Raw genomic sequence first — 21,185 nt, 5'->3', positions numbered from 1 at the left:
CCGTTCGCCAACGCGCAGTCCATTGGAGCCCGAGTGAGGGAATCGCTCGCTTCGGCCGTGGCCCGTGTGCATTGCGGTACGCCCGGGAGGAGACACGGTGAAAAAGAACGATTCGGGAACGGTGGGCATCAACGAGCACAGCAAGCATGAGGCCCTCGCGAAGGACCGCTCGGACCCCACGGGCCAGCGGATGACGACGGACCAGGGCATCGGCATCGAGCACACGGATGACTCGCTGCGCATCGGCGCGCGCGGGCCCACGCTGCTCGAGGACTTCCACTTCCGCGAGAAGATCACCCGCTTCGACCATGAGCGGATTCCCGAGCGTGTCGTCCACGCACGTGGCTCGGGTGCGCACGGCTACTTCCAGGTGTACGAGTCGCAAGCCGAGTACACCAAGGCCCGCTTCCTCCAGGACCCCGCGGTGAAGACGCCCGTCTTCGTGCGCTTCTCCACGGTGGCCGGCTCGCGCGGCTCGGCGGACACGGTGCGCGACGTGCGCGGCTTCGCCGTGAAGTTCTACACGGAGGAGGGCAACTTCGACCTGGTGGGCAACAACATCCCCGTCTTCTTCATCCAGGACGGCATCAAGTTCCCGGATGTCATCCACGCGGCCAAGCCCGAGCCCCACCACGAGATGCCCCAGGCCCAGACGGCACACGACTCCTTCTGGGACTTCATCTCGCTGATGCCCGAGTCGGCGCACATGGTCATGTGGACGATGTCCGACCGGGCCCTCCCGCGCAGCTACCGCATGATGGAGGGCTTCGGCGTCCACACCTTCCGGCTGGTGAACGCCAAGGGCGTCTCCCGCTTCGTCAAGTTCCACTGGAAGCCGGTGCTCGGCGTGCACTCGCTCGTCTGGGACGAGTGCCAGAAGCTGGCGGGCAAGGACCCGGACTACCACCGGAGAGATCTCTGGGAGGCCATCGATCAGGGCGACTTCCCCGAGTACGAGCTGGGCGTGCAGCTCATCGAGGAGTCGGACGTGGCGAAGCTCGGCATCGAGCTGCTCGACCCCACGAAGATCATCCCGGAGGAGCTGGTGCCGGTGAAGCGCATCGGCAAGCTCACGCTCAACCGCAACCCGGTGAACTTCTTCGCCGAGACGGAGCAGGTGGCCTTCTGCGTCGCGAACATCGTGCCGGGCATCGACTTCACGGATGACCCGCTGATGCAGGCGCGGCTCTTCTCGTACCTCGACACGCAGCTCACGCGGCTCGGCGGGCCGAACTTCGCGGAGATTCCCATCAACCGCCCGCTCGCGCCGGTGCACAACCACCAGCAGGACGGCTTCAAGCGCCACACCGCCAACGTGGGCCGCGCCAACTACCACCCGAACTCGCTCGGCGGCGGCTGCCCGTTCCTCTCCTCCGCGAGCCAGGGCGGCTTCACGCACTTCCAGGAGAAGGTGGGCGGCGAGAAGACGCGCGCCCGGAGCGAGTCCTTCTCGGACCACTTCAGCCAGGCCGGCATGTTCTACCGGAGCATGTCGCGGCCCGAGAAGGAGCACATCGTCGCGGCCCTGAGCTTCGAGCTGGGGAAGGTGGAGTCCAAGGAGATCCGCCAGCGCGTCGTGGAGCGGATTCTGGCGAAGATCGACGGGGAGCTCGCCACGCAGGTGGCCACGGGGCTCGGGCTGGCGGTGCCCCCGCTGTCCCCGGTGAAGGGGAACATCGACAAGTCGCCGGCCCTGAGCATCGAGAACACGAAGAAGAACTCCATCAAGACGCGGCGCATCGGCTTCCTCGTGGCGGACGGGGTGGACGCCCGGGAGGTCGAGGCGGCGAAGGCGGCGCTCGAGAAGGCGGGCGCGAAGGTGAAGGTCATCGCCAAGCACCTCGGCACGGTGAAGGCCGTGCACGGCAAGAACGTGGAGGTGGACAAGAGCTCGCTCACGACGGACTCCATCGAGTACGACGCCGTCTTCATCCCCGGAGGCGCGGCGAGCGTGGCGGTGCTGAAGAAGGACGGCGAGGCGCTGCACTTCGTCCAGGAGGCGTACCGTCACTGCAAGCCCATCGGCGCGACGATGGAGGGCGCGGAGCTCCTGGCGGCCTGCGGGATTTCCACCTCGGCGCCGGGCGTCGTCGTGAGCCAGGACGGTGCGAGCGCCGGCAACGCCTTCGGCGCCACGTTCATCGCGGCGATCGCCGAGCACCGGTACTGGAGCCGCCTCGACCGGAGCAGCATTCCGGCCTGACGGGGAGCGGGATGAGCGCGGCGGTGGGCTCATGAGGCCCTCCGCCGCGCCGTTCCGCGCTACAATGCCCGGGCCATGAGCGACTCCAAGAAGACCGAGCAGTTCGGGCAGCCGCGGGAAGAGACGAAGAAGAACCCGAAGGTGTTTGGCCTGCGGGTGAAGATCGATCCGTACCTGACCACCCCGCGCGAGAAGCCCAAGCGCAAGGAGGAGCCGTTCGATCCCTTCGCCGTCACCTACAAGGGCCCCAAGCCCGAGGATTTCTGAGGGCGGGACAAGCAGGAGCCCGGAGAGCGAGGACCGCATAGGATGGCGGCCCACTCGAAGGAGGCTCTCACCTGCGCTACCTCAACCTGGGTCTCGTCCTCTTCCTCGCCGCTTGTGGCTCCGAGCCCGAGTCCCCCGACACCACGCCCGAGGGACCCCAGACGGTGACGATCCCGATGCCGTCGGGCGTCACCGCCAACTCACCGCGCTTCTCCCCCGATGGACAGCGGCTCTCGTTCGACTACGGCGAGGGCCTCAATGACTCGCTCGCCGTGGTGGATCGCGACGGGAAGAACCTCCAGGTGCTGGCTTCGGGGTGCTCCACCTTCTGCGAGAACGCCTGGCACCCCACGAGCGGGGAGATCTACTTCGCCAGCGAGGATGGCGTGAGCGCGGTGGCGGCCGCGGGAGGCACGCCGCGTCTGGTCCACGATTCGTTCGGAGTGACTGCCCTGGATGTCTCGCCGGACAGCCAGTACGTGGCGTTCAACGAGTTCGATCCCGTGCTGCTCAAGCTCTCGGACAATTCCACCCGGACAGTGTCCATGCCGGACTCCTCCGGCATCTACTCGCTCCGCTTCTCCCCGGACGGCAAGAAGCTGCTGTACCACGACTACGACACCCACTCGATTCGCATCCGCGACCTGGTGACCGATGCCACGGCCACGGTCATCGACACCGACAACTATCTCACCGGGGCGGACTGGTTCCCCGATGGCAAGCGGCTCGCGGTGCTCACTGACAAGGGGCTCGAGCTGTTCACGCTCCAGGAGGGGGCCGAGCCCACGCGCCAGCTGCTGAAGTCGGGCAGCGCGCTCAAGGACGTGGACGTGTCGCCGGACGGCACGGCGATCGCCTACTGCATCAACGGCCAGCGCTCGATCTTCGTGCTGACCGGATTCTGAGGCGAGCCCGTCTCCCGGGAGGCCGAGCCGCTCCCGGGAGACGTCGGCCCGGGACTTGCGAATGAGCTTCCGTTGACGGAGGCACGGATGGGCATTCGCGCAGGTGTGGTGGGGGCGGGGCTCGCGATCATGTCAGTGCTCGCGGGGGGTTGCGCTGACCGGACCAAGACAGTCGACCCGCCGGGGACCCAGGAACCCGGTCCCTCGGAAGGAAACGAAGTTCCCTCGGAGACTCCTCCGCTTCCCTCGGAGGACGCGGGCACTCCCTCCACGCCGGGCGAGGACGCGGGGACGCCGCCCGATGCGGGCGAGCCGGGGGACGCGGGAACGCCCGATGCCGGTGAGCCTCCGGATGCGGGTCCGTGGCCGGTGGACGTGGTGCTCGACTACTCGCGGTCGTTTGGCGTCGGCACTCCGCAGAGCGTGGGGCTCGATGAAGGGCTGAACCTCTGGCTGCTCGAGGGCAACCGCATTGGCGTGCTGCGCCCGGGCGAGACGGCTCCGAAGTGGAGCACGGGTATCGGTCAGGCGCGTCAGTTTGGCGGCCGGGAGGCGCTCGCGGTGGGCTCGACGGTCATCTGCGGCGGTGAGGCCGGGCGCGCGTACGTGGGGTATCGCGCGTATGAGATGCAACGGGCGGAAGGCATCGTGCAGCGCACGTACATCCCCGGGCCGGGCGACGCGAACTACACGCCCGAGCGCTACGCCGAATACCAGAAGGGCGATCTCGACGCGGTCCGGCTCCAGCCGGATGGGAGCGTCGCGCTCGAGGAGCACATCTGGCGCACCACCGGCGCGTCGAACGCGGGCAAGCAGATCGGCATCCACAACACCAATGACTTCCACTACGAGGAGGACCGCAGCATCCTCAACTGCGCTCGCGTGACGCGCGGCCCGTATCGCGGCGACCTGTACATCACGACGAACCACGGGGTGACCCGCATCCAGGGGCTCACGTACAACAGCCACCGTCATCCGGGCTGGTACCTCATCACCCACAATCCGGATGGCTCGACGGACGAGTCGCTCCAGTGCCCGTACATGTACGGGCTCGGCATCGCGCCGAACGGAGACGTGCTCGTCGCGAACGAGCAGATGGTCGGAGTGCTCGTCCCCAGTGCGAAGCTCGAGGAGTGGGATCGCGAGTACACCTGGACGGGTCCCACGCCGTGGCGCTTCAAGGGCTTCAACGAAGCGCTCAATGGTCAGGCGGAGGATGATTTCTGGCGTGCCTTCGAGCAGACGACCTCGGGCAAGTACTACCTGGGCAGCGCGGAGTACGGCGTCTGGGCAATGACGCCGAAGTCACGCTCCACGGGCAACTGGTCGAGGCTCTCCGGGTTGCCGACGAATCGCATCCTCTCGCTCAAGGCGACGGACGATGGGGCGCTCTACATCGGCACGAATGGCGGAGGCCTCTGGCGGCTGGAGCCGGACGGCACGACGCTGGCCCGGGTGCCGCAGGTGTCCGGCCAACGCGTCCTGCAACTCGTCTACGAGCACACCGTGACGCCGAGCATGTTGCTCGTGCTCACCGAGCAGGGATTGACCGTCCTCCGGGGTCCGTAGCCCCGCGGGTGCTTTCGCCCGGTGGCCTCTTCGTGGGGGTCCCGGGCGAATGACAACGGACTTCAGTCAACAGGGCCCCCATCCCGCCTATACGCCCCCCGCCTCCGGACGCCGAGCGCTCACTTGAAGACGGGGTACCCCTGCACCAGCCAGTGGTCGGTGGAGCCGGCGACCTCGATGATGAATGCGTCGTGGCCGAAGCTGAATCGATCGGCGCGAACCATGATGTAGTCTAGTTTGCGGGTGATTGTTTTGTTTTTCGTGCTTCTCCAGGTGGGCCGACCGTCGCGATCATTGTCGGCGTCGAGCCAGAACCCGTTGAACCATTGCTGCATTGCAGGCTCGTCCTTGCTCATGTTGAAATCACCCATGATGATGGCGCGGTGTTCTGTGTTCAGGACGTTCGCGATCGCTCGGATGTCATCCGCCTGCTGTCGGCGCACCTCCCGCGAGTGGGTGTCTTCGCCATTCACCAGATGGACCGAGCAGTACCAGGTTCTCTCGGGGAAGTAGGGCCTTCCGCACACCATGTTTCGCTTCTCCTCAGTGGCTGCTCCATGGATCTGGTGACTGTCGGGAATCCAGAAGGTCTTCGCCTCTGCGTGGCCTCCCAACCAGAAGATGGCGTTTCCGAACGCCTTCCCCTCGCATGCGGGGTCTTTTTTGGGGTCATGGAAGATCGAAGGCCCAAAGTGGCCCGTGTATCCCAGGACCTGGAGGCGATTGTAGAGCCGCTCCCACTGTTGGAAGCACACCTCGTTGACTGAGACCGCGAGCGGCAACCCCGGCGCACGATCGGCGACGGAGTCCACCAGCCTGTCGGCGACGGCAAGGTTGGCTTTATTGATACTCCAACCCGCGATGTTCAGTTGCATGACATTCAGGCGACTCCGATCGACGTGTCGCGCCTGGGCTTCCGGTGGTGACAGCACAGCCACCAGGCCGCCAATAAACGCCAGGGTCACCAGAACCGTCCGCAGCGTCTGTCTTTGAATTGTTGGCATTTTGTTTTTCTCCCGCACTTCCATTCAGATAGACGAGGCCCCTTGGTTTTCAGGAACTTCTAGACGGGGCTCGAAAGGAGTGTGGCAGCCATCCGCCAGAGGCAGCAGCGGCGGTCACCCGTTGCGCACCGTGACAACGATGGGCGGACTCTTGACGACCGTGCGGGTCGTGCCCACCACCGTGACGACATGGGCTCGGATCTCGTACGGGCCGTCGGCCACGGAGGTCGTGTTCCAGACGACGGCGTATCCAAACCCCCGGTTGACCGTCGCGCCCACGTTCGTCGTCGTCGTGGAGCCAACCCGGTTGAGGTGGTACTCGACGCTGGTCACCCTCGCTGGGTCCGGTACGTTGGTGGCGAGGGCGACCGCCGGGCCACTGATCGTCGCTCCGTAGGCCGGTGCTCGCATTTGCAGCGTCGGCCACGCCAACGCGCCCCGGTTGACGGGTGCCGGGGCGGCGGGCACGCCGATGGCGGCGGCCACAGCGGCCGGCAGCGGGTCCCCGCTTGCCCGGGCCGGGCTACTGGCCAGCAAGGAGAAGTCGCCGGCCGCCGCGTCGACGAAGAAGGGGTCCGCCACCTGATCGAATGCCAGGCCATGGTCTTCGGCCGCGGTGAAAGCCTGCACCGACGCCAGGCTGGCGTGGTCGACGTGGAAGGGGCCACCCTGGGCCGCCGGGCGGGGGTGGAGCCATCCGGCGAACGTCGGCGGCGTGGGCGGGCCGCCAGCGGCGGTCGACCGGTGGTACCCGTTGTGATCCATGGCGGTGATGAAGGTGTCGGCGGGCACCCGAGCTGCCAGGTTCGCGACGCCCGTGGAGGAGTTGAACAGCCGCCTCGAGCCCGCACCACCGGTGAGGTTGTTCCTGATCACCACGTTGCGGGTCCGCCACCGCTCGACGCACCCTGCCTGGGGGCAACCGGGTCGTTGCAGGTCGAACACGACCAACTCGGCGCCGAACAACTCACCGGGCCGGGTGTCGGCATTGCCATACAACGTGTTGTTGTAGATCTGCACACCGTCCGCCCCGCCGATGGACAGCCCGGCTTCGGAGTTGCCGGTCAGCACGTTGGAGGCGATGACCGCCCGCTGCGAGACCTCGTAGAAGATGCCGTTCCCGTTGTTGTCGCGACTGACGTTGCGGGTGATGGTGGCGTTGGCACAATCCAGGTCACACCAGAAACCGCTGCCGTCGTTGTGGTCGAAGATGTTGTCCCGAACGGCCAACGGCGAAGTGGAGGTGATCTTGACCCCGGCGGCGTTCTCGGCCTCGCCACCGGTCAGGGTGTCGTGCAGACCCTCGGAGTTGTTGCGAAAGACGCGGTTGCCGTCGAAGGTCAGCCCGCCGGAGGTACCGGTGATGTTGGCACCGACAAAGCCGTTCTCCGCGAGCACGTTGTCGCGGATCACCGCGCCAGTGGCCTTCACCGCGGTGAGGGCGGTGGAAGCGGATTGCGTAAAGGTGTTGTTCTCCACCCGGGTGTTCGAGACGTTGTCGAGCAGCACGACACCTCCCTTCGGCGGGCGCTCCGTCGACTGCGTCGCCGTCTGCTCCTCGGTGGCGTAGTGCTTGAATCCGAGCCCCTGGATGACGGTTCCGCTCCCGCCGGTTCCCGCACCAAAGCCCGAGACGTGCAGGGCCAGGTCGCGATTCGAGGCCTCGATCCTGGCACCGGCCGGCGAGTCACCGATGTAGAGGTGGCCGAGCGAGGTATCGACGAAGAACCTGCCGGGGCCCACCTCGGCGAGGGTCGCCACCTGGCGCAGCGGTTGGTCATTGCGGAACACCATGTCCTGAGCGCCGGCCATGGGATAGGTCGGGTTGTTCAGTGACGGGTGCTTGCAGAACCGGTCGCTGCGGCCGTCGGTCGGTCGCTGGCAGAAGCGGGTGGTCCACCCGGTGTGGCGCCAGCGGTTGGTCCCGACCGAGGACCAGCCCGTGACCCTGACACTGCCCTTCAGCCAGACCTTCTCGCGGCCGTGGGGTTGGATCGTGACGGGGAAATCGATGGTGTAGGGGCCAGTCGAGCCCGCTGCCGCGGCCCCTTCTTCGTAGATGCCGTCCCGCAGGACGACGGTCGCCGGTCGGGGGCCCGTCTTGGCCACGGTCAGCGCTCGGCCCAGGGTCTTGAACGGCGTTTTTTCCAAACGCCCGTCGGCGGCGTCGTTACCGGTGTTCGAGACGAAGTACACCGACCCGACCGTGGGCACCGGATAGTCGACGTTCTTGGGATTGGGTTCGATGGTGGGCGCCTGAGCCATGGCCGGGTCGAAGGGCGCGAGGGTGGCAGCGAGTACCGCGGGGGCGGCGTGGGCGGCCGGGCTGGAGACCACCACGCCACCGAGCAGGCTGACGCCCAGTGCGGCGGCGCTGGCCTTGCTCTTCAGGAGCTTCATCATTGAGTACTTCTCTTTCGGAACTTCGTTTGCCTTTATCCAGATGGAGGAGGCCCAAAAGAAGTGTGACGGAGAGCGCCTGCCCTCGCAGGAAGGGTGTCAGACTCGACTTTCGCCATTTTGAGGAGAGCAGGCGAGTAAGCGAAGAAGGGAGCGAGCGCAGGAGAAGGGGGGCCAACGGGACTGGTTGAGAAGTCGACCAAGACTTTTCCCGTCCAGTGCACCGATGACCGCCCCTTCATTGAACACGCTGCTACCGATATTGCTGCTCGTCAGCCCCGCCTTCACCCGGCCCTCGTTTCGCCGCTTCCTCACCCTGTTTTCAGGCTGGGTGCGTACCAGCGGGCTGCATGCCGTCACCGAGTCACTGGTGGTGGCAGGCGTCTCCGGCACCCTGCACCATGCCGCCTTCCACCGCTTCTTCTCCCGCGCTCGCTGGAGCCTGGACGAGGTGGGGCACCTGCTGCTGCTCAAGCTGGTGGAGCTCGTGCCGGGGCCGCTGCGCCTGGTGCTCGACGACACCCTGTGCACCCAAAAGGGGCCCAAGGTGTTCGGCCTGGGCGTCCACGTCGACGCGGTGCGCTCTACCCGCGGAAGGCGCCTGCTCACCTTCGGCCATGTCTGGGTAGTGCTGGCCGTGCTGGTGCCCGTGCCCTTTACCGGGCGAGTCTGGGCGCTGCCCGTCCTCTTCCGCCTCTTCCGCACCCAGGCCGACTGCCAGAAGAGAGGGGGAAGCACTTGAAGAAGACGCAACTGGCGCGCCAGTTGATAGAACTGGTGGCGTGGTGGTTGCCTGGCAAGCCAATCGAAGTGGTGGCTCTGCACGGACTCCACTCGCACGGCTCGTCAAGTCATTGAAAGCTATTGCTGTCGCTGGGCTATAGAAGTGCTCTTCCGCGACCTCAAGCAACTGCTGGGTTTCTCCTCTTCGCGTGCGCGCTCTCGTCTGGCGGTGCTGCGCACGGCTCCTTGGGTGGGGCTGTGCTACTCCCTGCTGGTGCTCTGGTACATGCAACTGGGCCTCGACACCTCACAGATGGGTCTGCCCCTCCGCCCCCAGGATTGATCCAAAGTCCGTAGGAGAGGCTTTGAAGAGGCGGAGAGCAAGTCCAGACATTCACAGGCAAAGAGGGAGCATCCCTCCGGACGGCGCTTGAAAGAGGGGCGCCGTGGAAGGACAGGGGAGGAGCACAGGCCGAACAGCCAGGGGAGAAGAGGCGCGGGAGACCGGAGCGGGAGCAGCTGGCGGGCGCTCAGGCAAGTGTGGCCAGACTCTCGGGCAGCACGGCCAGGCCCAACAGGCCCTGGTAGAGCACCTCCATGGTGCGTGCGAAGCTTTGGGGCCGCTTATCGCGAGCCGGCAGGTGCGTGCGCACCAGGGCCAGCAGGTTGTAGGCCAGCAAACGCAGCCAGCTGAGCACCAGGGGGGCCTGGCCTCGCAGGCTGGGCGAGGCGCTGTCCTCTTCCAGCACCACGTCCGCTGTCCAGTTGGGCCCGTTCTCAATCCCCCAGTGCCGGCGTACCAGCGTCAGCATCTGCTCCGGGGACAGTTGCCCTGTGGCAATGGAGGTGAGGAACAGCCGCGTCTCCACCTTCGGCAGCTCGCCGTCTCTGGTTCGCGTCTGCCGCACCCATACCCATTGCTGGGCGCCGGGAAAGTCCTCCTCTGGCGGCTTGTCCACCACCCTCAACTCCCTCTCCACCCACTCCCCCTTCACCCGCTCGCGCACTCGCCGCTTCACTGGCGCCACCGCCAGCGCCACCCACGCCTTGTCATGCAGCCGGTGGAAGTTCTCCTTGAGCGCCATCAGGTAGTGCTTGCCCGCCTCCCTCACTACGCTCGCGTTGGCCGCGCTCGTCATTCCCGCGTCCACCGTCACGTACTCGAAATGGCGCCCAAACTTCTCCACCACCCGCTTGAACAACTCCGGGAACGCCCTCGCCTCTCCCTGCTTGCCTTCCAGCAACTTCTGGTCGAGCACCGGACACGCCGCGCTGCTGGTGAGACTGGCGCGCAGCGCGTACGGGTACCAGTACTCCCGCCCCTGCTCATCCTTCGTCGTGTGGCTCGGCTCGCACGGCGCCTGCCCCGGCGTGCTCTCCCCCGCCTTCCCGTCAATGGACACCACCCCTCGGCTGAAGAGCTCATGGCGTATCAACCCCTTGTCCAGCCCACGCCGCACCACCTGGTGCACCTCCTGCTCCAAGCCCTCTGGCTCCACGCTCATCAGCAGCCTGTCCAACGTCGTGTCCGACACCGGCCGCCTCAGCCTCTCGGGCGCCGTGCCCTCGCGCAGCATGTCCTCGCCCAGCGCCTCGGCTCGCCTCAACACCCGCCGCCCCACCGCCAGCGCCTGCACCAGCAGCGTCAACATCGCCGCCAGCGGGTGCCTCCGTCCCCGGCGTGCCCTCGGGTCCTTTACTCCCTTGAATGTCAGCCCCAGGCTCGTCATCATCCTCTGCACGTGGGAGAGGGTGTCCTGCTCATTCTTCCCCTTCCCGCTTCCCGCATGGGGTGTGGAGGGCCCGCCAGCCCTCCCGCCCCGGTTTTTCTTCCCGCGCACTCTTCTTCTCCCCGGACCTGCCCGGCCCGTCTCCGGCTCTGTGCAGGCGCACCCCGCGCGATCAGCCCGCGGCTGCTCGCCACCGGTGGGCGCCTGTCGGCGGGACTATACTTCAGCCGTAGGGCCGGGTGGGATAACCTCTCCCGTGGGACTTTGAATCAAGCCTGCCCTCCGCCCCTGGTACCGCACCAAGTGCACCGTCTCCTTCGCTGACATCCTGCGTCTGGCCCAGCGCACTCTCTCCTCCGCCGACTGGGTGGACCCGCTTCTTCTTCTCACCGGCTTGCAGGACTCCACTTCACCGCCTCAGCCGAAAGCCGCATGAACTGCGGCTCTCTCCGGGCCTAAAAATGGCGAAAGTCGAGTCAGACTCGACTTTCGCCACTTCGAGGAGAGCAGACGAGTAGACGAGCAGGCCCGCGTCGCCCGTCCAGCTGGGCCGCACGGACACATCCACCATCGCGACCAGCGCCCTGGCGACCGACGGCCACTACGCGTACGCGGGCACGCCCAACGGCGGCGTGATGGTCTTCGACGTCTCGAGCGGCACCGCGTCCCCGCTCACGCAGGTGAGCGCGGGCGGCACGCTCGCCATCACCGACCTCCTGCTCGATGGCGGCGTGCAGGTGACGAACGCGCATGGCCACTTCTTCGGCACCACGCCGTTCGGCAACGCCCTGACTATACGCCACATCCGCTCACTCCACGGAGCTCGAGACCTCACGGGGCTGAAGGACTAGTCCTACTGTGTCATAAACGTTTGGCTTCCCGTCGAGAATGCCCTCTGACGACGGCTCCGTCAGCACGCCGTTCTCCCGAGGGAAGGCGGGTTTTATGACACAGTAGGACTAGGCCGTCGTCGATACGTCGTCGCGGTCAGGCGGCCACAGCGCGTCGGCTTCTGGCAACGTCAGCCACGGCCGCGGCCCGTACTTCTTCTCGAGCTCCTCGGCGAGGTACGAGCGCACCGGCTGAACGAATCCCATCGAGTCATCGAACCTGGGCGTGACGTCGACGGGGTTGCCGTCGAGGCCGAGGTAGACGCAGCTCGCCAGGTGCGTCGAGGCCGCGAGTGCGACGACACCCGCCTCGCCGATCGCGTTGTCGAACAGGCGCACCCAGCGGAGGTTGCGCGCGTGCTCGCTGCCGGCGAGCAGCTTCACCTCCGCATCGCCGAAGCCCGCCCCGAGTTCGATGAGCTGGAGCGAGGTCATGCGCGCGAGCAGCGGAGATGCGACGACCGCCGCGAACTCCAGCGGCGCGATCAGGTTGACGTGCTGCACCGGCGCGAGCTTGACGAGCTTCGGCATCACGGTGAGAAACGCGGCGCCGGACAGCGTGACCTCAGCGAGGCAGCCACGATGGAACGCGAAGGACTTGACGAGCGGCGCGACCTCCCCTGCCCACAGCTTGCCATGTCGACGAACGAGCACGTTGAGCTCGCGAGAGAGCTTGACTGCCTCATCGGCCCACAGGGTTTGCTCGAGGCGGTACTTGCGCAGGCGCAGCTGCCTCTCGATGAGCTCGGCGCGCGAGTCGTTGGCCGTGCTCCACTCGATGGCGAGGGCCTGGCGCGCCGAGAGCGAGCTCGGCTCGGCCAGGACACGCTCGTAGGCGGCCATGGCCTGATGCGCGTGCGACGCGTGACTGTGACTCGACTCGGTACGAGTCACGCCGTGCGGCTCGGTGAGCTTGGCGTGCGACGCGTGACTGTGACTCGACTCGGTGCGGGTCGCGCTGTGCGGCTCGGTGAGCTTGATGAGCTCGTTCGCACAAACGAGCGCGCGCTGGAGCGCAGCGGGGTCGCCGCGCGAGAGCGGCAGGAGCCGCTGGAGCTCGGCTTGGAACGACTCGGCCGGGATCAGGAACGACGGCAGGTGGCTCAGCTCGTCGGCACCGTGGGGAGGTGCCTGGGTGGGGTCGCCCTCGGTGGCGTAGGTGAACGAGCGCGCGGTGCCGCACGATGGGCACGTGGCCGTCAGCGTCCACGATGAGCCAGCGCCCGTGAGCTCCGTCGAGCGGATGCCGCGATGGCCGCACGTCGGGCACGGCTCGAGGCCCGCCGCGAACTCCATCTCGGCGCGCGTGCGCGCGGTCGCGGGCTTGCGGCCCTTGCGGATGTGCCAGACGTGAAGCCGCGCCGCCTTCAGGGCCTCGAACGCTTCCTGCCTGGCCTCGGCGTTCGGGTCCCGAGGCTTGCGCATCTGCTCGAGGATCCAGTCGGCGAGCGCTCTGGGGTCAATCTCACTCACGCGTCCTTCTTATCAGCCTTTAGGATGACCGGTACATGCTAGGCTCCTCTGCCTATGGCCGGTGGGCCACACGCCGCGAATATCCCGTGCATGAATTGGCTCATGGTCGGAGTGATCACGAAGGCGGCTCGCAGCTACGATGGGTACGAGGACGATGACTTCGTGGATGAGTGGAGGCGGCGGGAAGCGAAGCCGCTAAGGGCGGATCCGCCTCCACTCGGGACCAGAGGCACACCCCCCGTTTTCCCTCTGAAAATGGGGCGCCCATCTGTCCGGGCGGGTCCAGGCGCGTCCGTTCGATTTGGTCCTTTTTTGGTCCCCTTGGACCCCTCGCCGGGCGATAAGCGGCGTGCCCTCCGCCCCCCGTTCTGGCTTCTGGCGCTGATGCCTTGGCCTACTACCGCCCCGGCTCCTGGTGGCCGCCACTGGGCCCGAAGTGCCCGCAGGGGGTGCCCTGGTGGCGCCTCTCTGGCCCCGAGTGACCACCGGCTCTAGCACCCTCTTACCGGACCAAGCGTCGGCTGCCGGGGCCTCGGGACCCGCCAGCGGGCCCGAGTTTCGCCTGCCGGGCCCCAAGGTGCCCCCTCCGGGCCCCAAGGTGCCCGCCGTGTCTGCCGCTGTGCCCTGGCGCCCTTTAGGCCCGAGCCTCTTCTGCCGCGCCCACGCTTGATGCTAGGGGACAGCGTGTCCGCCCACGCTGGTAGACTCGCGGTTCTTCCGAGGGAGTGCATGATCAGCCTGACTCTTGAAGGCGTGGTACGGCAGGGACGGTTTCCGGTCGTGATCCGCATGAGGAACCCGCCACTCCTCTGCAAAACGCCGTACATGGAGGACAACCGGGCGTTCCTTCAGCTCACTAGGAAGAAACCGGTCTGGAACCGGACGCGCAAGCTGTGGGAACTCCCGCAGGCGTGGTTCAACGACATCGTGAGGAAATGCGCGCAGCGATGGGGGACCGTTTACGTCATCCAGCCACACAACGAGATGGAGAAGTGCGCTCGGGCCTGCTGGGATGCCGTCGGGCTGGAGTGCAACTGCTCCTGCATGGGGAAGAACCACGGCGCGGGGCAGCCTTCGGGACGCTGGTACGAAATCTCTGAGTCGTGCGCCATCTCGTGGCAGGGCGAGAGCCTCCGGATCTCGATCCTCCACGCGAACAACAATCTGGGCGGAGCGCCTCAGCCATGAGGCTGCGTCGGTGCTAGGCACCAAACGCGCAAAGGGCCGAAACGGGTGACCCGACAAGTTCCGCTCGTCCAAATGAACTCAGATAAAACTAAGCAAGTGAACGCCTCAGATAATGCTAAGCAAGTGAACGCCTCAGAGGAGATTCGCCGCCTCTTCGCTCGCGCTGGTGACGTCCTCTATCCGCTTAGGATGAAGGTCATCACCCAACCCGTGGACGGGCGATTTGAAGATGCAGTAAAGGAGATGAGGCAGAAGATCTCGTGCCTCACTCCATGCTCGGGGATTTACATTTGGTCCGTTGAGGGTCGCCTTCGGGATATCGCGTCCGGATGGTCAAAGCGAGAGGCGCTTTACCGTCGCATGATGGCTCGCAACCAGCAGGAGAAGTTGATCAAAGGGAAGCGGAGTAAGGAGCTGCTTCCATTCGCGATTTCGCAGCTAAGCAAGCATACAAAAGAGTTGAATGACGCCGCCCTTGAGAACATGGGGACGCACATATTCTATGTTGGTAAACGAGAAGGAGGCAAGCTATTGAGCAGGCTTGATGAACATTGCGTCAGCCATCCTCAGAATGGGTCCCTGAAGCTTGGGGGATTCGACTTTGATGAGACGCCCTACAGCAAGCCGCAGCAGTCGGCATTCCTGCGTACATTCAAAAGCGATGACCTGCGACTACGCAATGAACTCGGCATCAGGGCGATCTCGATTGAGGTAATAAATACGACTGGCATCTTTGAGGACAGTTGGCTTCCAGCGTTCGAGAGCATTCTGAGAAACAAACTCAATCCTATCATCGGAAAGAGGTAGCGAGGCATTCTCGATAGAAACACCTTCTGATGCATCCCGAGGTGCGCGCAGTGTCGGCCCGAGCTTCGCCTGTCGGGCCCTGGTGGCCTCCACCGGCCCGAGCCTCGCCTGCCAGTTCTGGCGCGCTCTTCTCAAGATCAACCGTCGGGCTTGTCCCGCTTGCTCCCCCTCCGTCTGTCGGTAGTGCCGCGCCCCGTGCGTGGTCGGCTGCGCTGGCTGGGCCGTGCTGGGCTAGGCGCTTCTGGCTGCCCCGCAGCATCCTCGGCTGGGTCCAGGGCCCACGTGCCGCTTTCCCAATTCTTCAATACTAACGAAGCCTCAAAGGGAATCATCCCCACCCCCCTCGCCGCCTCTTCCAGTATCGCTCGGGCCTCTGCCGTCCGGTATCGGAGCAAATACGCAGCCGCCGACACCCGAACATCCATGCGGGGGTGCGTAAACAGCACAGCGAGCGCATTGCGCCCGGCATCACCATGTGCGGTCAATCTGTCGAATGCGGCAATGTATCTCTTGGCGTGCTTGTTGCCGGTCTTCGAGTCACCTCTCCAGATTGAGTCCGTCTGTGCAGCCACGTTCTCGGCAAACTCCGCAACGAGCTTCTCAATATCAGTCACCAGATACCTCCGGCAATGTTCTTGATGGCCAACAAGCCGAACTCGCGCTGTGCCTCATAGGACTGGGCACTAAGCCACTGTCGCACTGTCAGCGTTTTTGAGTTCGTGATCCTTGGCTTGATTGCAGAGTAAAAAGCGCTCACCTTGTCGTGCAGCGCCTTATCCAACGCAATAACGTTTTCAGTGTTGTGCAGGGCTTCTCCGCCAAACCGCTTCGCGTTGCCCTTGGTCTGCTCCACGATGTGATGCCATTCCTTTCCGGGGCCTGCCTTTCCCATTGCCGACTTAAAACCACCGTAAGATCCCCACGCCCTGTGCCCATTGGGGAGGAGCTTACCCCGAGTCGGGGCAGGGCTCCCAGCGGCAACGCCCTGGGCAGCCATGGCCACGGCGTGGGGCGCCAACACCACGCGGATCGTCCCCTCTGGCACAGAGACAATCAGGCGCTCGGCTCCGGTTGCCGTCTCCAGCAGGCCCAAGCCGGTACGAGTCGCGACTCTCTCCGATGCTTGCGCGAATCCGGGGAGCTTCGGGGCCTTGGAAGCAAGCGCCGCCGTTTCCCCTATCGCCGCTGTTGCCACCACCACGAGAATACGCACACTTTTAGGACCGATGGCACGCCCGAAACGCTCGCCAATCTCGCGCAACTCCGCGAAGGTAGAGGCCCGGGGCGCATCCTCGTAAAGCTCCGCATAGGCTTTTATCACATTGAAGAATTCCCAACCGAGGTATGCCCACATGGCCGCGCTGAACACCAGGGCCGCACCCTTTGTTATGGGCTCGGGCACTGGCGCCAACAGCAGCGCCATATAAGCCGTGATGCTAATGCTCAGCATTGCGAGCATTCGCGTAGGGTCGAGCATGGCCCGCACTTCCGCGTTTACGCCTTCCAGGGCTGGCCCAATCGCCAGGGCGAGCGCAAGGCTTCGCTTGTCGTCATCCTGGAAGCGGGGCCCGTCTTCAAACAGCGTCAGGCAATCCCCTGGCGTGCCGCACCGCTCGCAAAAATGCCCATAGGACCGGGCCAGGTCTGATCGCCACGCTTCGCCACTCAAGGGCGCGGAAGCCAACGCAAGCCTACGGCCGACATACAACGGGGGACGGGACGCGGCCACCCGAAGCGGCATGTTGAGCCAAAGCGTTGTCATGGCTGCCGAAAACTCGGCGTCGCTTACCTGCACAGGTGCGAAGTCCGTGGGCAGCTTGGCAAAGAAAGCCTCTCCCTGGCTCCCGTCCTCGGCTTCCGACTCCAGCGCCCACGATTCGGGCGAGTCATGCGGCACGGGTGGACGGTAACGGGAAGCCGTCAACCCTCCACCCATGGGGGCCCCCGTGGCGCACGCTGAAACCAGCATGAGCGCCGCCAGGGCCAGCGCACCCGCGCGCAGGGGCCGCCGTGTGTCCACGGGGCGAGTATCGACAAACTGCCTAGACATTGCCGCACCTCTCCGGGCGAGCCGCCCGAGTTGGAAGCCCAAACCCGTCGATTACAGAGAGTGGCGGACAGCTAGGTCAAGCCGTCGGGTCTGGTGAGGTGCTGAAAACCCATCGGGTAGGTTACGCTTCCCTCGCGCCGCGTGGGGCGGCGGCTACTCGCGCGCCGCGCCTTTCCTCCCTGCTTGCTCCCCAGCCGGGAAGGTGACGTTCCCGAGGGTGACAGTGCGGGGCCCTTGCTCTTCCCACAGCTTGAGGGTGCAGGGGCAGGCGAGTTGCCCCGGCTCCCTTTCGGCGCCCATCACGACAAAACCAAGGGCGCCGGGAGCAATGGCCGACTCTTGCCACGCGGAAAGCTCCACCTCCGCGCCCGTCAAGTCCTTCAACACCGCCCCTGCCGCCGTCCAGGGCTCGGCGCCAGGGTTTAGGAGCTGAAGCCTCACCGCCATGCCTCCCGGGAGGGTTACGCCCTTGGGCTGGCTGTAGCTTCGGGCCTGCTCTGTCCTGAGTGCGTTGGCTGGGTGGGGTTCCAAATCGTACCAAATGTCTTTCGATTCAACCGCCTTTTCACGCTCCAGCCATGCGGCCCCCATGAGTCCGCCGGGCTCCTTGCGCTCGGCCAGAAGCCGCGCCCTGTCCTCCTGGCATTGGCGCGCTTCCGCCTGTGCTTCGACCTTCTCTCGGTTGAGCACGTCCGCCGGGCGCGGCTTGCGGAACACCTCCACGCGCTGCGCCCTCCTTGCCGCATGGCCCACGAGCCAGAAGGTTGCGCCTGCCGGGGCCTCGCCATCCGCGAAGCGCACCGTAACCTTGACCCTCTCCCCTGGCAGAAAATCCCCCCTGGGGATGACGTGGAGAGTCAAGCCCTCTTTGCCTGGGGTCCAATCCGCAAGGCGGCCCTCTGGCTGAACCTCCACCGCCCCCGCAGCAAGGCGGGAGTCAAACACAAACGTTGTCGTCTCGTTCGGGCTGACACACACCTCGGACGCCTGCCCCGAGGAGTCCGGCGCCACGTCAATGCGGGGAGTAGCCGCGCAGCGCGGGATGGGGGGCGCCTCGGCGGCCTGCGCGGCGCCAGCGAAGAGGGCGAGCGCCAGGAGGGCGCCAGGGGACGGGGGCAGCACGGGAATTCAACCTCCAGAATGCAAGCGGGCCCGCGTCCGACAACCGGCGGGCCCGTGTTAACCGCAACGGCGCGGCGGTAGTGTCTAGAAAAAACCGCCTCTGTAGCTAGAGCCCTTCGGGAACACCCAAAAGCGAGAGAAGGTTTTCACATTGCCCGGCTTGCTCTCGGGCGCAGGGCACGACCCCAGCCCTTGGGGGCAAGTCGAGCCACCGGGATAAGCGGCCGGGACGTCCATGCCAATGACGAGACAGACGGGGTAGGCGTCTCCGCCGGGAATCTGCGCCTGGGTGAAGGTGCCATAGAAGCGGCTCTCCCCAAGCTGCCACGTCCCGTAAAGCAACGCCCCCCGAGGTAGCTTGCCGATGCCGTCCCCGCTCAGCACCACGGTAACGGGGCCCTCGCGCAGAGGGGCCCTCTCGGTGTTCTCCCCCTCGTACCCTTGCAGCACGACGGTTTCCCCACTGAGAATGCCTAACCTTTCGTGTGACGCCTTCCAATCAGAAGGGCATTCGATAGGCGCGGGCGTGGGGCGCACCTGGGGGGCCGTGCCTCCGGTGCATCCCTCAAGCAGCGCACAGGTAGCGCCGACAGCAGCGGCACTCTTCAAGGGGGCGAGCCTGCCCGCGCGTTGCAGTTGGGGTTTGGGTGCGTCGTCTGGCTTTTTCGTTGCGTCTGGCTTGCGAAGCATGGCGGTAGGGGTAGGCGCGGGGGGTTGGGCCCTGACGGGCGCCGCGACCCTGTTAGCTTCGGCTGGGTTGCCGGGCTGCGCCACTTCGCGGACGGGTGCGGCCCCTGCCATCTCCCCACCAGGAGAGGATGCGCTAGGTGGGGGCGCGGCCCTCTGGGCCATGGAAGCAGGCCCGACGCTCGGTGCGGGGGCGGGCTTATGCAGCGGCCCCACGGAGCCCACCGCGAGCGCCACCACCGCGAGCCCCGCCACGAGCGCCAGGGGAGGCCGCTTGAGCATGTCCACCAGCAGGGGCCCCATGGGAAGGAGGCCCGAGGCCCCCAACCAGCGCCGCACGCCCCGCGCCCCTCCTGGCGCGGCCCCGTCCGCCACTGGGCCCGCAGCGGGCGCCTCTGGCGCTTGTGCGGCGGCCTCGCCTTCCTGAAGGGCCTGGGTGTCTGCCGTCACGGTGGCAGCCTTGGAGGGGGCCAAGGCTGCCGCCTCCGGGTTGGCCTCGGGTAGAGGCAGCTCGCCCGGGAGTGGTGCCGGTGGCGCCTCCTGTGCTGGTGGCTCTTCCACGGGCCACCAGCCGCGCCGGGGTTTGTGCGCTGCTATCCATCGCTGTACTTCGTTTCCCCTTTCGTTGGGCACTCCCTCCGCGCCCGGGTCGCCCGCCGTCGTGGCGTCGTGGGGTGATTGGGGGTCTATCAACGGCACGTCCCAGCTTGCATCCCCCTCGGCGGCTGCCAGCACCGTTTCAAGCGCGGCGCACAACTCGTCGTCATCCTTGAAGCGTGCCTGGGGCTCCCTCTCCAGCATTCGCATGCACAGGCGGCTTGCCGCCTCGGGCACGCGCGGGTTTATGAGGCGCGGCGCCCTGGGTGTATCCAGGCGGATACGGTCATTCAGCCCAAGTTCCAGCCGCCCCCCGAAAGGCAGCACATCCGTCAGCAACCAATACAACAGCACACCCATTGCCCATAGCTCGTCAGACAGCGTATAGGTGTATATTGCTTCTTCTGTCTCGCCTCTCAGGAATTTGACTATTTCGGGGCTGCGGTATTCGGGCGTCCCGGGCGGCACCCGGCCCGGCCCTGTCTCGGTGGGCGCCCCCTTCATCGCACCGAAACCGAAATCAATCAGCACGGGCTCGCCGTCGTCGGCTCGGATTATGATGTTCAGGTCCTTCAAATCCCGGTGCAACACGTCGAGCCGATGCACCTCCCGCGCACCTTTGGCAATCTTTAGAAACTTGCACAGCCCCACCCGCGCCGAGGGGTTGAACCGTTGGACCCATTTGTCCATGGTCAGCCCGGGGACAAAATCCATGACAATATATGGATAGCCCATGTCCGGCTCTGGCCACCGCTCACACCCACGAAAGCCCACCACGTTTTGAATCTGGAGGTTCAACACCTGGAGGCGGACCATGATGGTGACTTCCCGCCGGTTCCAGCCGGTCCACTCCAGGTCCGAAAGGAACTTGATGGCGAAGAAACGCCCGCCACGCTCGGCCTTGTAGACATGGCCAGAGCCACCCTCACCCAGCTTGTGGAGAATGGTGTAATCGCCTACCCGGGCGCCGTGTTTTGGAAGGTGGATGACCATGCCGCGAACCTCCGAAGGTTCGCGACTCTAGCAGAGCCCAACGTGCGCGGTTGGGTCATTCTCGCGCCTGCTCGCCCGGTTGGAAGTTGGGGCCGGGGCGGTGGGCAGTCCCCTCCATGGCACGTCCGCGCCGAGCACGGACGCGAGCCGCCCAAGCCCCGGCCCCAACGCCAAGGCCCGCTCACCCCTCCGGCTCGGAGTCGGGCACTGTCACCGGCTCCAGCAGCTTGGCGAAGCGCAACAGGAGCTTGACCTTTTCATCAGGCCACGTCTTCACGGTGCGCACCAGTCGGCGCACCTCGGGGCTCAAATCCCCCTCGGGCGGTGGCTCGTCCATCTTCTTGGCCACTTCCTTGGAGGTGATGCCCAACAGCACGTCCGCCGAGATGCCGAGGGCCACCGCGACTTTGCGCAGCGTGAGAACGGCGGGCATCATGTGGCCACGCTCAATCCTCCCATAAACGGCTGGTGAAATCCCGGCATCCTTGGCGATTGCGGCTTGATTCATTTGCAACCGTTCCCGGGCGGCGCGGGTAGCCTCGCCAAGGCGTTTCATCAGTTGTTCATACTCCATGCG

General features: G+C 65.7%; 17 protein-coding genes and 1 pseudogene. 9 read left to right on the top strand and 9 right to left on the bottom strand.

Annotated elements, in window-relative coordinates:
- Positions 1-97: 97 nt before the first annotated feature.
- The 4 genes from ACJ8AN_RS26115 (at position 98) to ACJ8AN_RS26100 (ending at position 4,944) form a co-directional block, all read left to right on the top strand.
- Entirely contained in the window at positions 98-2,203 is a 2,106-nt protein-coding gene (locus tag ACJ8AN_RS26115; RefSeq protein ID WP_407758182.1) for a catalase, read from the top strand.
- Positions 2,204-2,278: 75 nt separating this feature from the next.
- Positions 2,279-2,470, top strand: coding sequence for a hypothetical protein (locus tag ACJ8AN_RS26110; RefSeq protein ID WP_407758181.1), 192 nt, complete (start codon positions 2,279-2,281; stop codon positions 2,468-2,470).
- Between the two features lie 164 nt (positions 2,471-2,634).
- Positions 2,635-3,375, top strand: coding sequence for a WD40 repeat domain-containing protein (locus ACJ8AN_RS26105; RefSeq protein WP_407758180.1), 741 nt, complete (start codon positions 2,635-2,637; stop codon positions 3,373-3,375).
- 129 nt (positions 3,376-3,504) lie between these two features.
- Positions 3,505-4,944: a hypothetical protein gene (locus ACJ8AN_RS26100; protein WP_407758179.1), complete on the top strand. Its 1,440-nt coding sequence runs from the start codon at positions 3,505-3,507 to the stop codon at positions 4,942-4,944.
- A 119-nt stretch (positions 4,945-5,063) separates the two neighbouring features.
- On the opposite strand, the gene ACJ8AN_RS26095 is transcribed toward ACJ8AN_RS26100, so the two are convergent.
- Both ACJ8AN_RS26095 and ACJ8AN_RS26090 read right to left on the bottom strand, forming a co-directional pair.
- Positions 5,064-5,972: an endonuclease/exonuclease/phosphatase family protein gene (locus ACJ8AN_RS26095; RefSeq protein WP_407758178.1), complete on the bottom strand. Its 909-nt coding sequence runs from the start codon at positions 5,970-5,972 to the stop codon at positions 5,064-5,066.
- Between the two features lie 90 nt (positions 5,973-6,062).
- The gene (locus tag ACJ8AN_RS26090; protein WP_407758177.1) at positions 6,063-8,351 is read right to left on the bottom strand and encodes a right-handed parallel beta-helix repeat-containing protein; all 2,289 of its coding nucleotides are present in this window, start codon (positions 8,349-8,351) and stop codon (positions 6,063-6,065) included.
- Positions 8,352-8,574: 223 nt separating this feature from the next.
- On the opposite strand from ACJ8AN_RS26090, the gene ACJ8AN_RS26085 reads away from it, so the two are divergent.
- The gene (locus tag ACJ8AN_RS26085) at positions 8,575-9,090 is read left to right on the top strand and encodes a transposase (protein WP_407758176.1); all 516 of its coding nucleotides are present in this window, start codon (positions 8,575-8,577) and stop codon (positions 9,088-9,090) included.
- Between the two features lie 51 nt (positions 9,091-9,141).
- A complete protein-coding gene (locus tag ACJ8AN_RS26080; protein ID WP_407758250.1) occupies positions 9,142-9,414 on the top strand; it encodes a transposase in 273 nt (90 codons plus the stop codon).
- A 187-nt stretch (positions 9,415-9,601) separates the two neighbouring features.
- Here ACJ8AN_RS26080 and ACJ8AN_RS26075 read toward each other — a convergent pair whose 3' ends face one another.
- Complete coding sequence (locus tag ACJ8AN_RS26075; RefSeq protein WP_407758175.1) at positions 9,602-10,804, bottom strand: ISAs1 family transposase; 1,203 nt, start codon at positions 10,802-10,804, stop codon at positions 9,602-9,604.
- A 632-nt stretch (positions 10,805-11,436) separates the two neighbouring features.
- On the opposite strand from ACJ8AN_RS26075, the gene ACJ8AN_RS26070 reads away from it, so the two are divergent.
- A complete protein-coding gene (locus ACJ8AN_RS26070; protein ID WP_407758174.1) occupies positions 11,437-11,652 on the top strand; it encodes a hypothetical protein in 216 nt (71 codons plus the stop codon).
- A gap of 108 nt (positions 11,653-11,760) precedes the next feature.
- On the opposite strand, the gene ACJ8AN_RS26065 is transcribed toward ACJ8AN_RS26070, so the two are convergent.
- Positions 11,761-13,164, bottom strand: a complete 1,404-nt coding sequence (locus ACJ8AN_RS26065; protein WP_407758173.1) for a hypothetical protein — start codon at positions 13,162-13,164, stop codon at positions 11,761-11,763.
- 729 nt (positions 13,165-13,893) lie between these two features.
- Between ACJ8AN_RS26065 and ACJ8AN_RS26060 the strand changes: the two genes are divergently transcribed.
- Together ACJ8AN_RS26060 and ACJ8AN_RS26055 are read left to right on the top strand one after the other, a co-directional pair.
- Entirely contained in the window at positions 13,894-14,352 is a 459-nt protein-coding gene (locus ACJ8AN_RS26060) for a hypothetical protein (RefSeq protein WP_407758172.1), read from the top strand.
- Positions 14,353-14,448: 96 nt separating this feature from the next.
- Entirely contained in the window at positions 14,449-15,159 is a 711-nt protein-coding gene (locus ACJ8AN_RS26055) for a hypothetical protein (protein ID WP_407758171.1), read from the top strand.
- A 266-nt stretch (positions 15,160-15,425) separates the two neighbouring features.
- Here ACJ8AN_RS26055 and ACJ8AN_RS26050 read toward each other — a convergent pair.
- The 5 genes and pseudogenes from ACJ8AN_RS26050 to ACJ8AN_RS26030 all read right to left on the bottom strand — a co-directional run.
- Positions 15,426-15,776: pseudogene (locus ACJ8AN_RS26050) on the bottom strand (DUF2019 domain-containing protein); the annotation flags it as partial.
- On the bottom strand, positions 15,770-17,083 hold the full coding sequence (locus ACJ8AN_RS26045; RefSeq protein ID WP_407758170.1) for a hypothetical protein: 1,314 nt from the start codon (positions 17,081-17,083) through the stop codon (positions 15,770-15,772). The pseudogene ACJ8AN_RS26050 and the gene ACJ8AN_RS26045, both read right to left, overlap by 7 nt.
- Before the next feature lie 279 nt (positions 17,084-17,362).
- Positions 17,363-18,331, bottom strand: coding sequence for a DUF2381 family protein (locus ACJ8AN_RS26040; protein ID WP_407758169.1), 969 nt, complete (start codon positions 18,329-18,331; stop codon positions 17,363-17,365).
- 84 nt (positions 18,332-18,415) lie between these two features.
- The gene (locus tag ACJ8AN_RS26035) at positions 18,416-20,608 is read right to left on the bottom strand and encodes a protein kinase domain-containing protein (RefSeq protein ID WP_407758168.1); all 2,193 of its coding nucleotides are present in this window, start codon (positions 20,606-20,608) and stop codon (positions 18,416-18,418) included.
- 181 nt (positions 20,609-20,789) lie between these two features.
- Positions 20,790-21,164 carry a helix-turn-helix domain-containing protein gene (locus ACJ8AN_RS26030; RefSeq protein ID WP_407758249.1) on the bottom strand — a complete coding sequence of 125 codons (375 nt, stop codon included), beginning with the start codon at positions 21,162-21,164 and terminating at the stop codon, positions 20,790-20,792.
- Positions 21,165-21,185 lie beyond the last annotated feature (21 nt).

The sequence above is a fragment of the Archangium sp. genome, from assembly GCF_045802675.1.
GTDB lineage: Bacteria > Myxococcota > Myxococcia > Myxococcales > Myxococcaceae > Archangium.
The sequence above is the reverse complement of the archived record's forward strand: the minus strand, read 5'-3'. Positions and strand labels throughout refer to the sequence as shown.

Bases quoted from the DNA above. Each gene is read 5' to 3' on its own strand.
- ACJ8AN_RS26110 (WP_407758181.1), top strand. From the start codon at position 2,279: ATGAGCGACTCCAAGAAGACCGAGCAGTTCGGGCAGCCGCGGGAAGAG.
- ACJ8AN_RS26100 (WP_407758179.1), top strand. From the start codon at position 3,505: ATGTCAGTGCTCGCGGGGGGTTGCGCTGACCGGACCAAGACAGTCGAC.
- ACJ8AN_RS26095 (WP_407758178.1), bottom strand. From the start codon at position 5,972: ATGGAAGTGCGGGAGAAAAACAAAATGCCAACAATTCAAAGACAGACG.
- ACJ8AN_RS26090 (WP_407758177.1), bottom strand. From the start codon at position 8,351: ATGATGAAGCTCCTGAAGAGCAAGGCCAGCGCCGCCGCACTGGGCGTC.
- ACJ8AN_RS26085 (WP_407758176.1), top strand. From the start codon at position 8,575: ATGACCGCCCCTTCATTGAACACGCTGCTACCGATATTGCTGCTCGTC.
- ACJ8AN_RS26075 (WP_407758175.1), bottom strand. From the start codon at position 10,804: ATGATGACGAGCCTGGGGCTGACATTCAAGGGAGTAAAGGACCCGAGG.
- ACJ8AN_RS26070 (WP_407758174.1), top strand. From the start codon at position 11,437: ATGGTCTTCGACGTCTCGAGCGGCACCGCGTCCCCGCTCACGCAGGTG.
- ACJ8AN_RS26060 (WP_407758172.1), top strand. From the start codon at position 13,894: ATGATCAGCCTGACTCTTGAAGGCGTGGTACGGCAGGGACGGTTTCCG.
- ACJ8AN_RS26035 (WP_407758168.1), bottom strand. From the start codon at position 20,608: ATGGTCATCCACCTTCCAAAACACGGCGCCCGGGTAGGCGATTACACC.
- ACJ8AN_RS26030 (WP_407758249.1), bottom strand. From the start codon at position 21,164: ATGAAACGCCTTGGCGAGGCTACCCGCGCCGCCCGGGAACGGTTGCAA.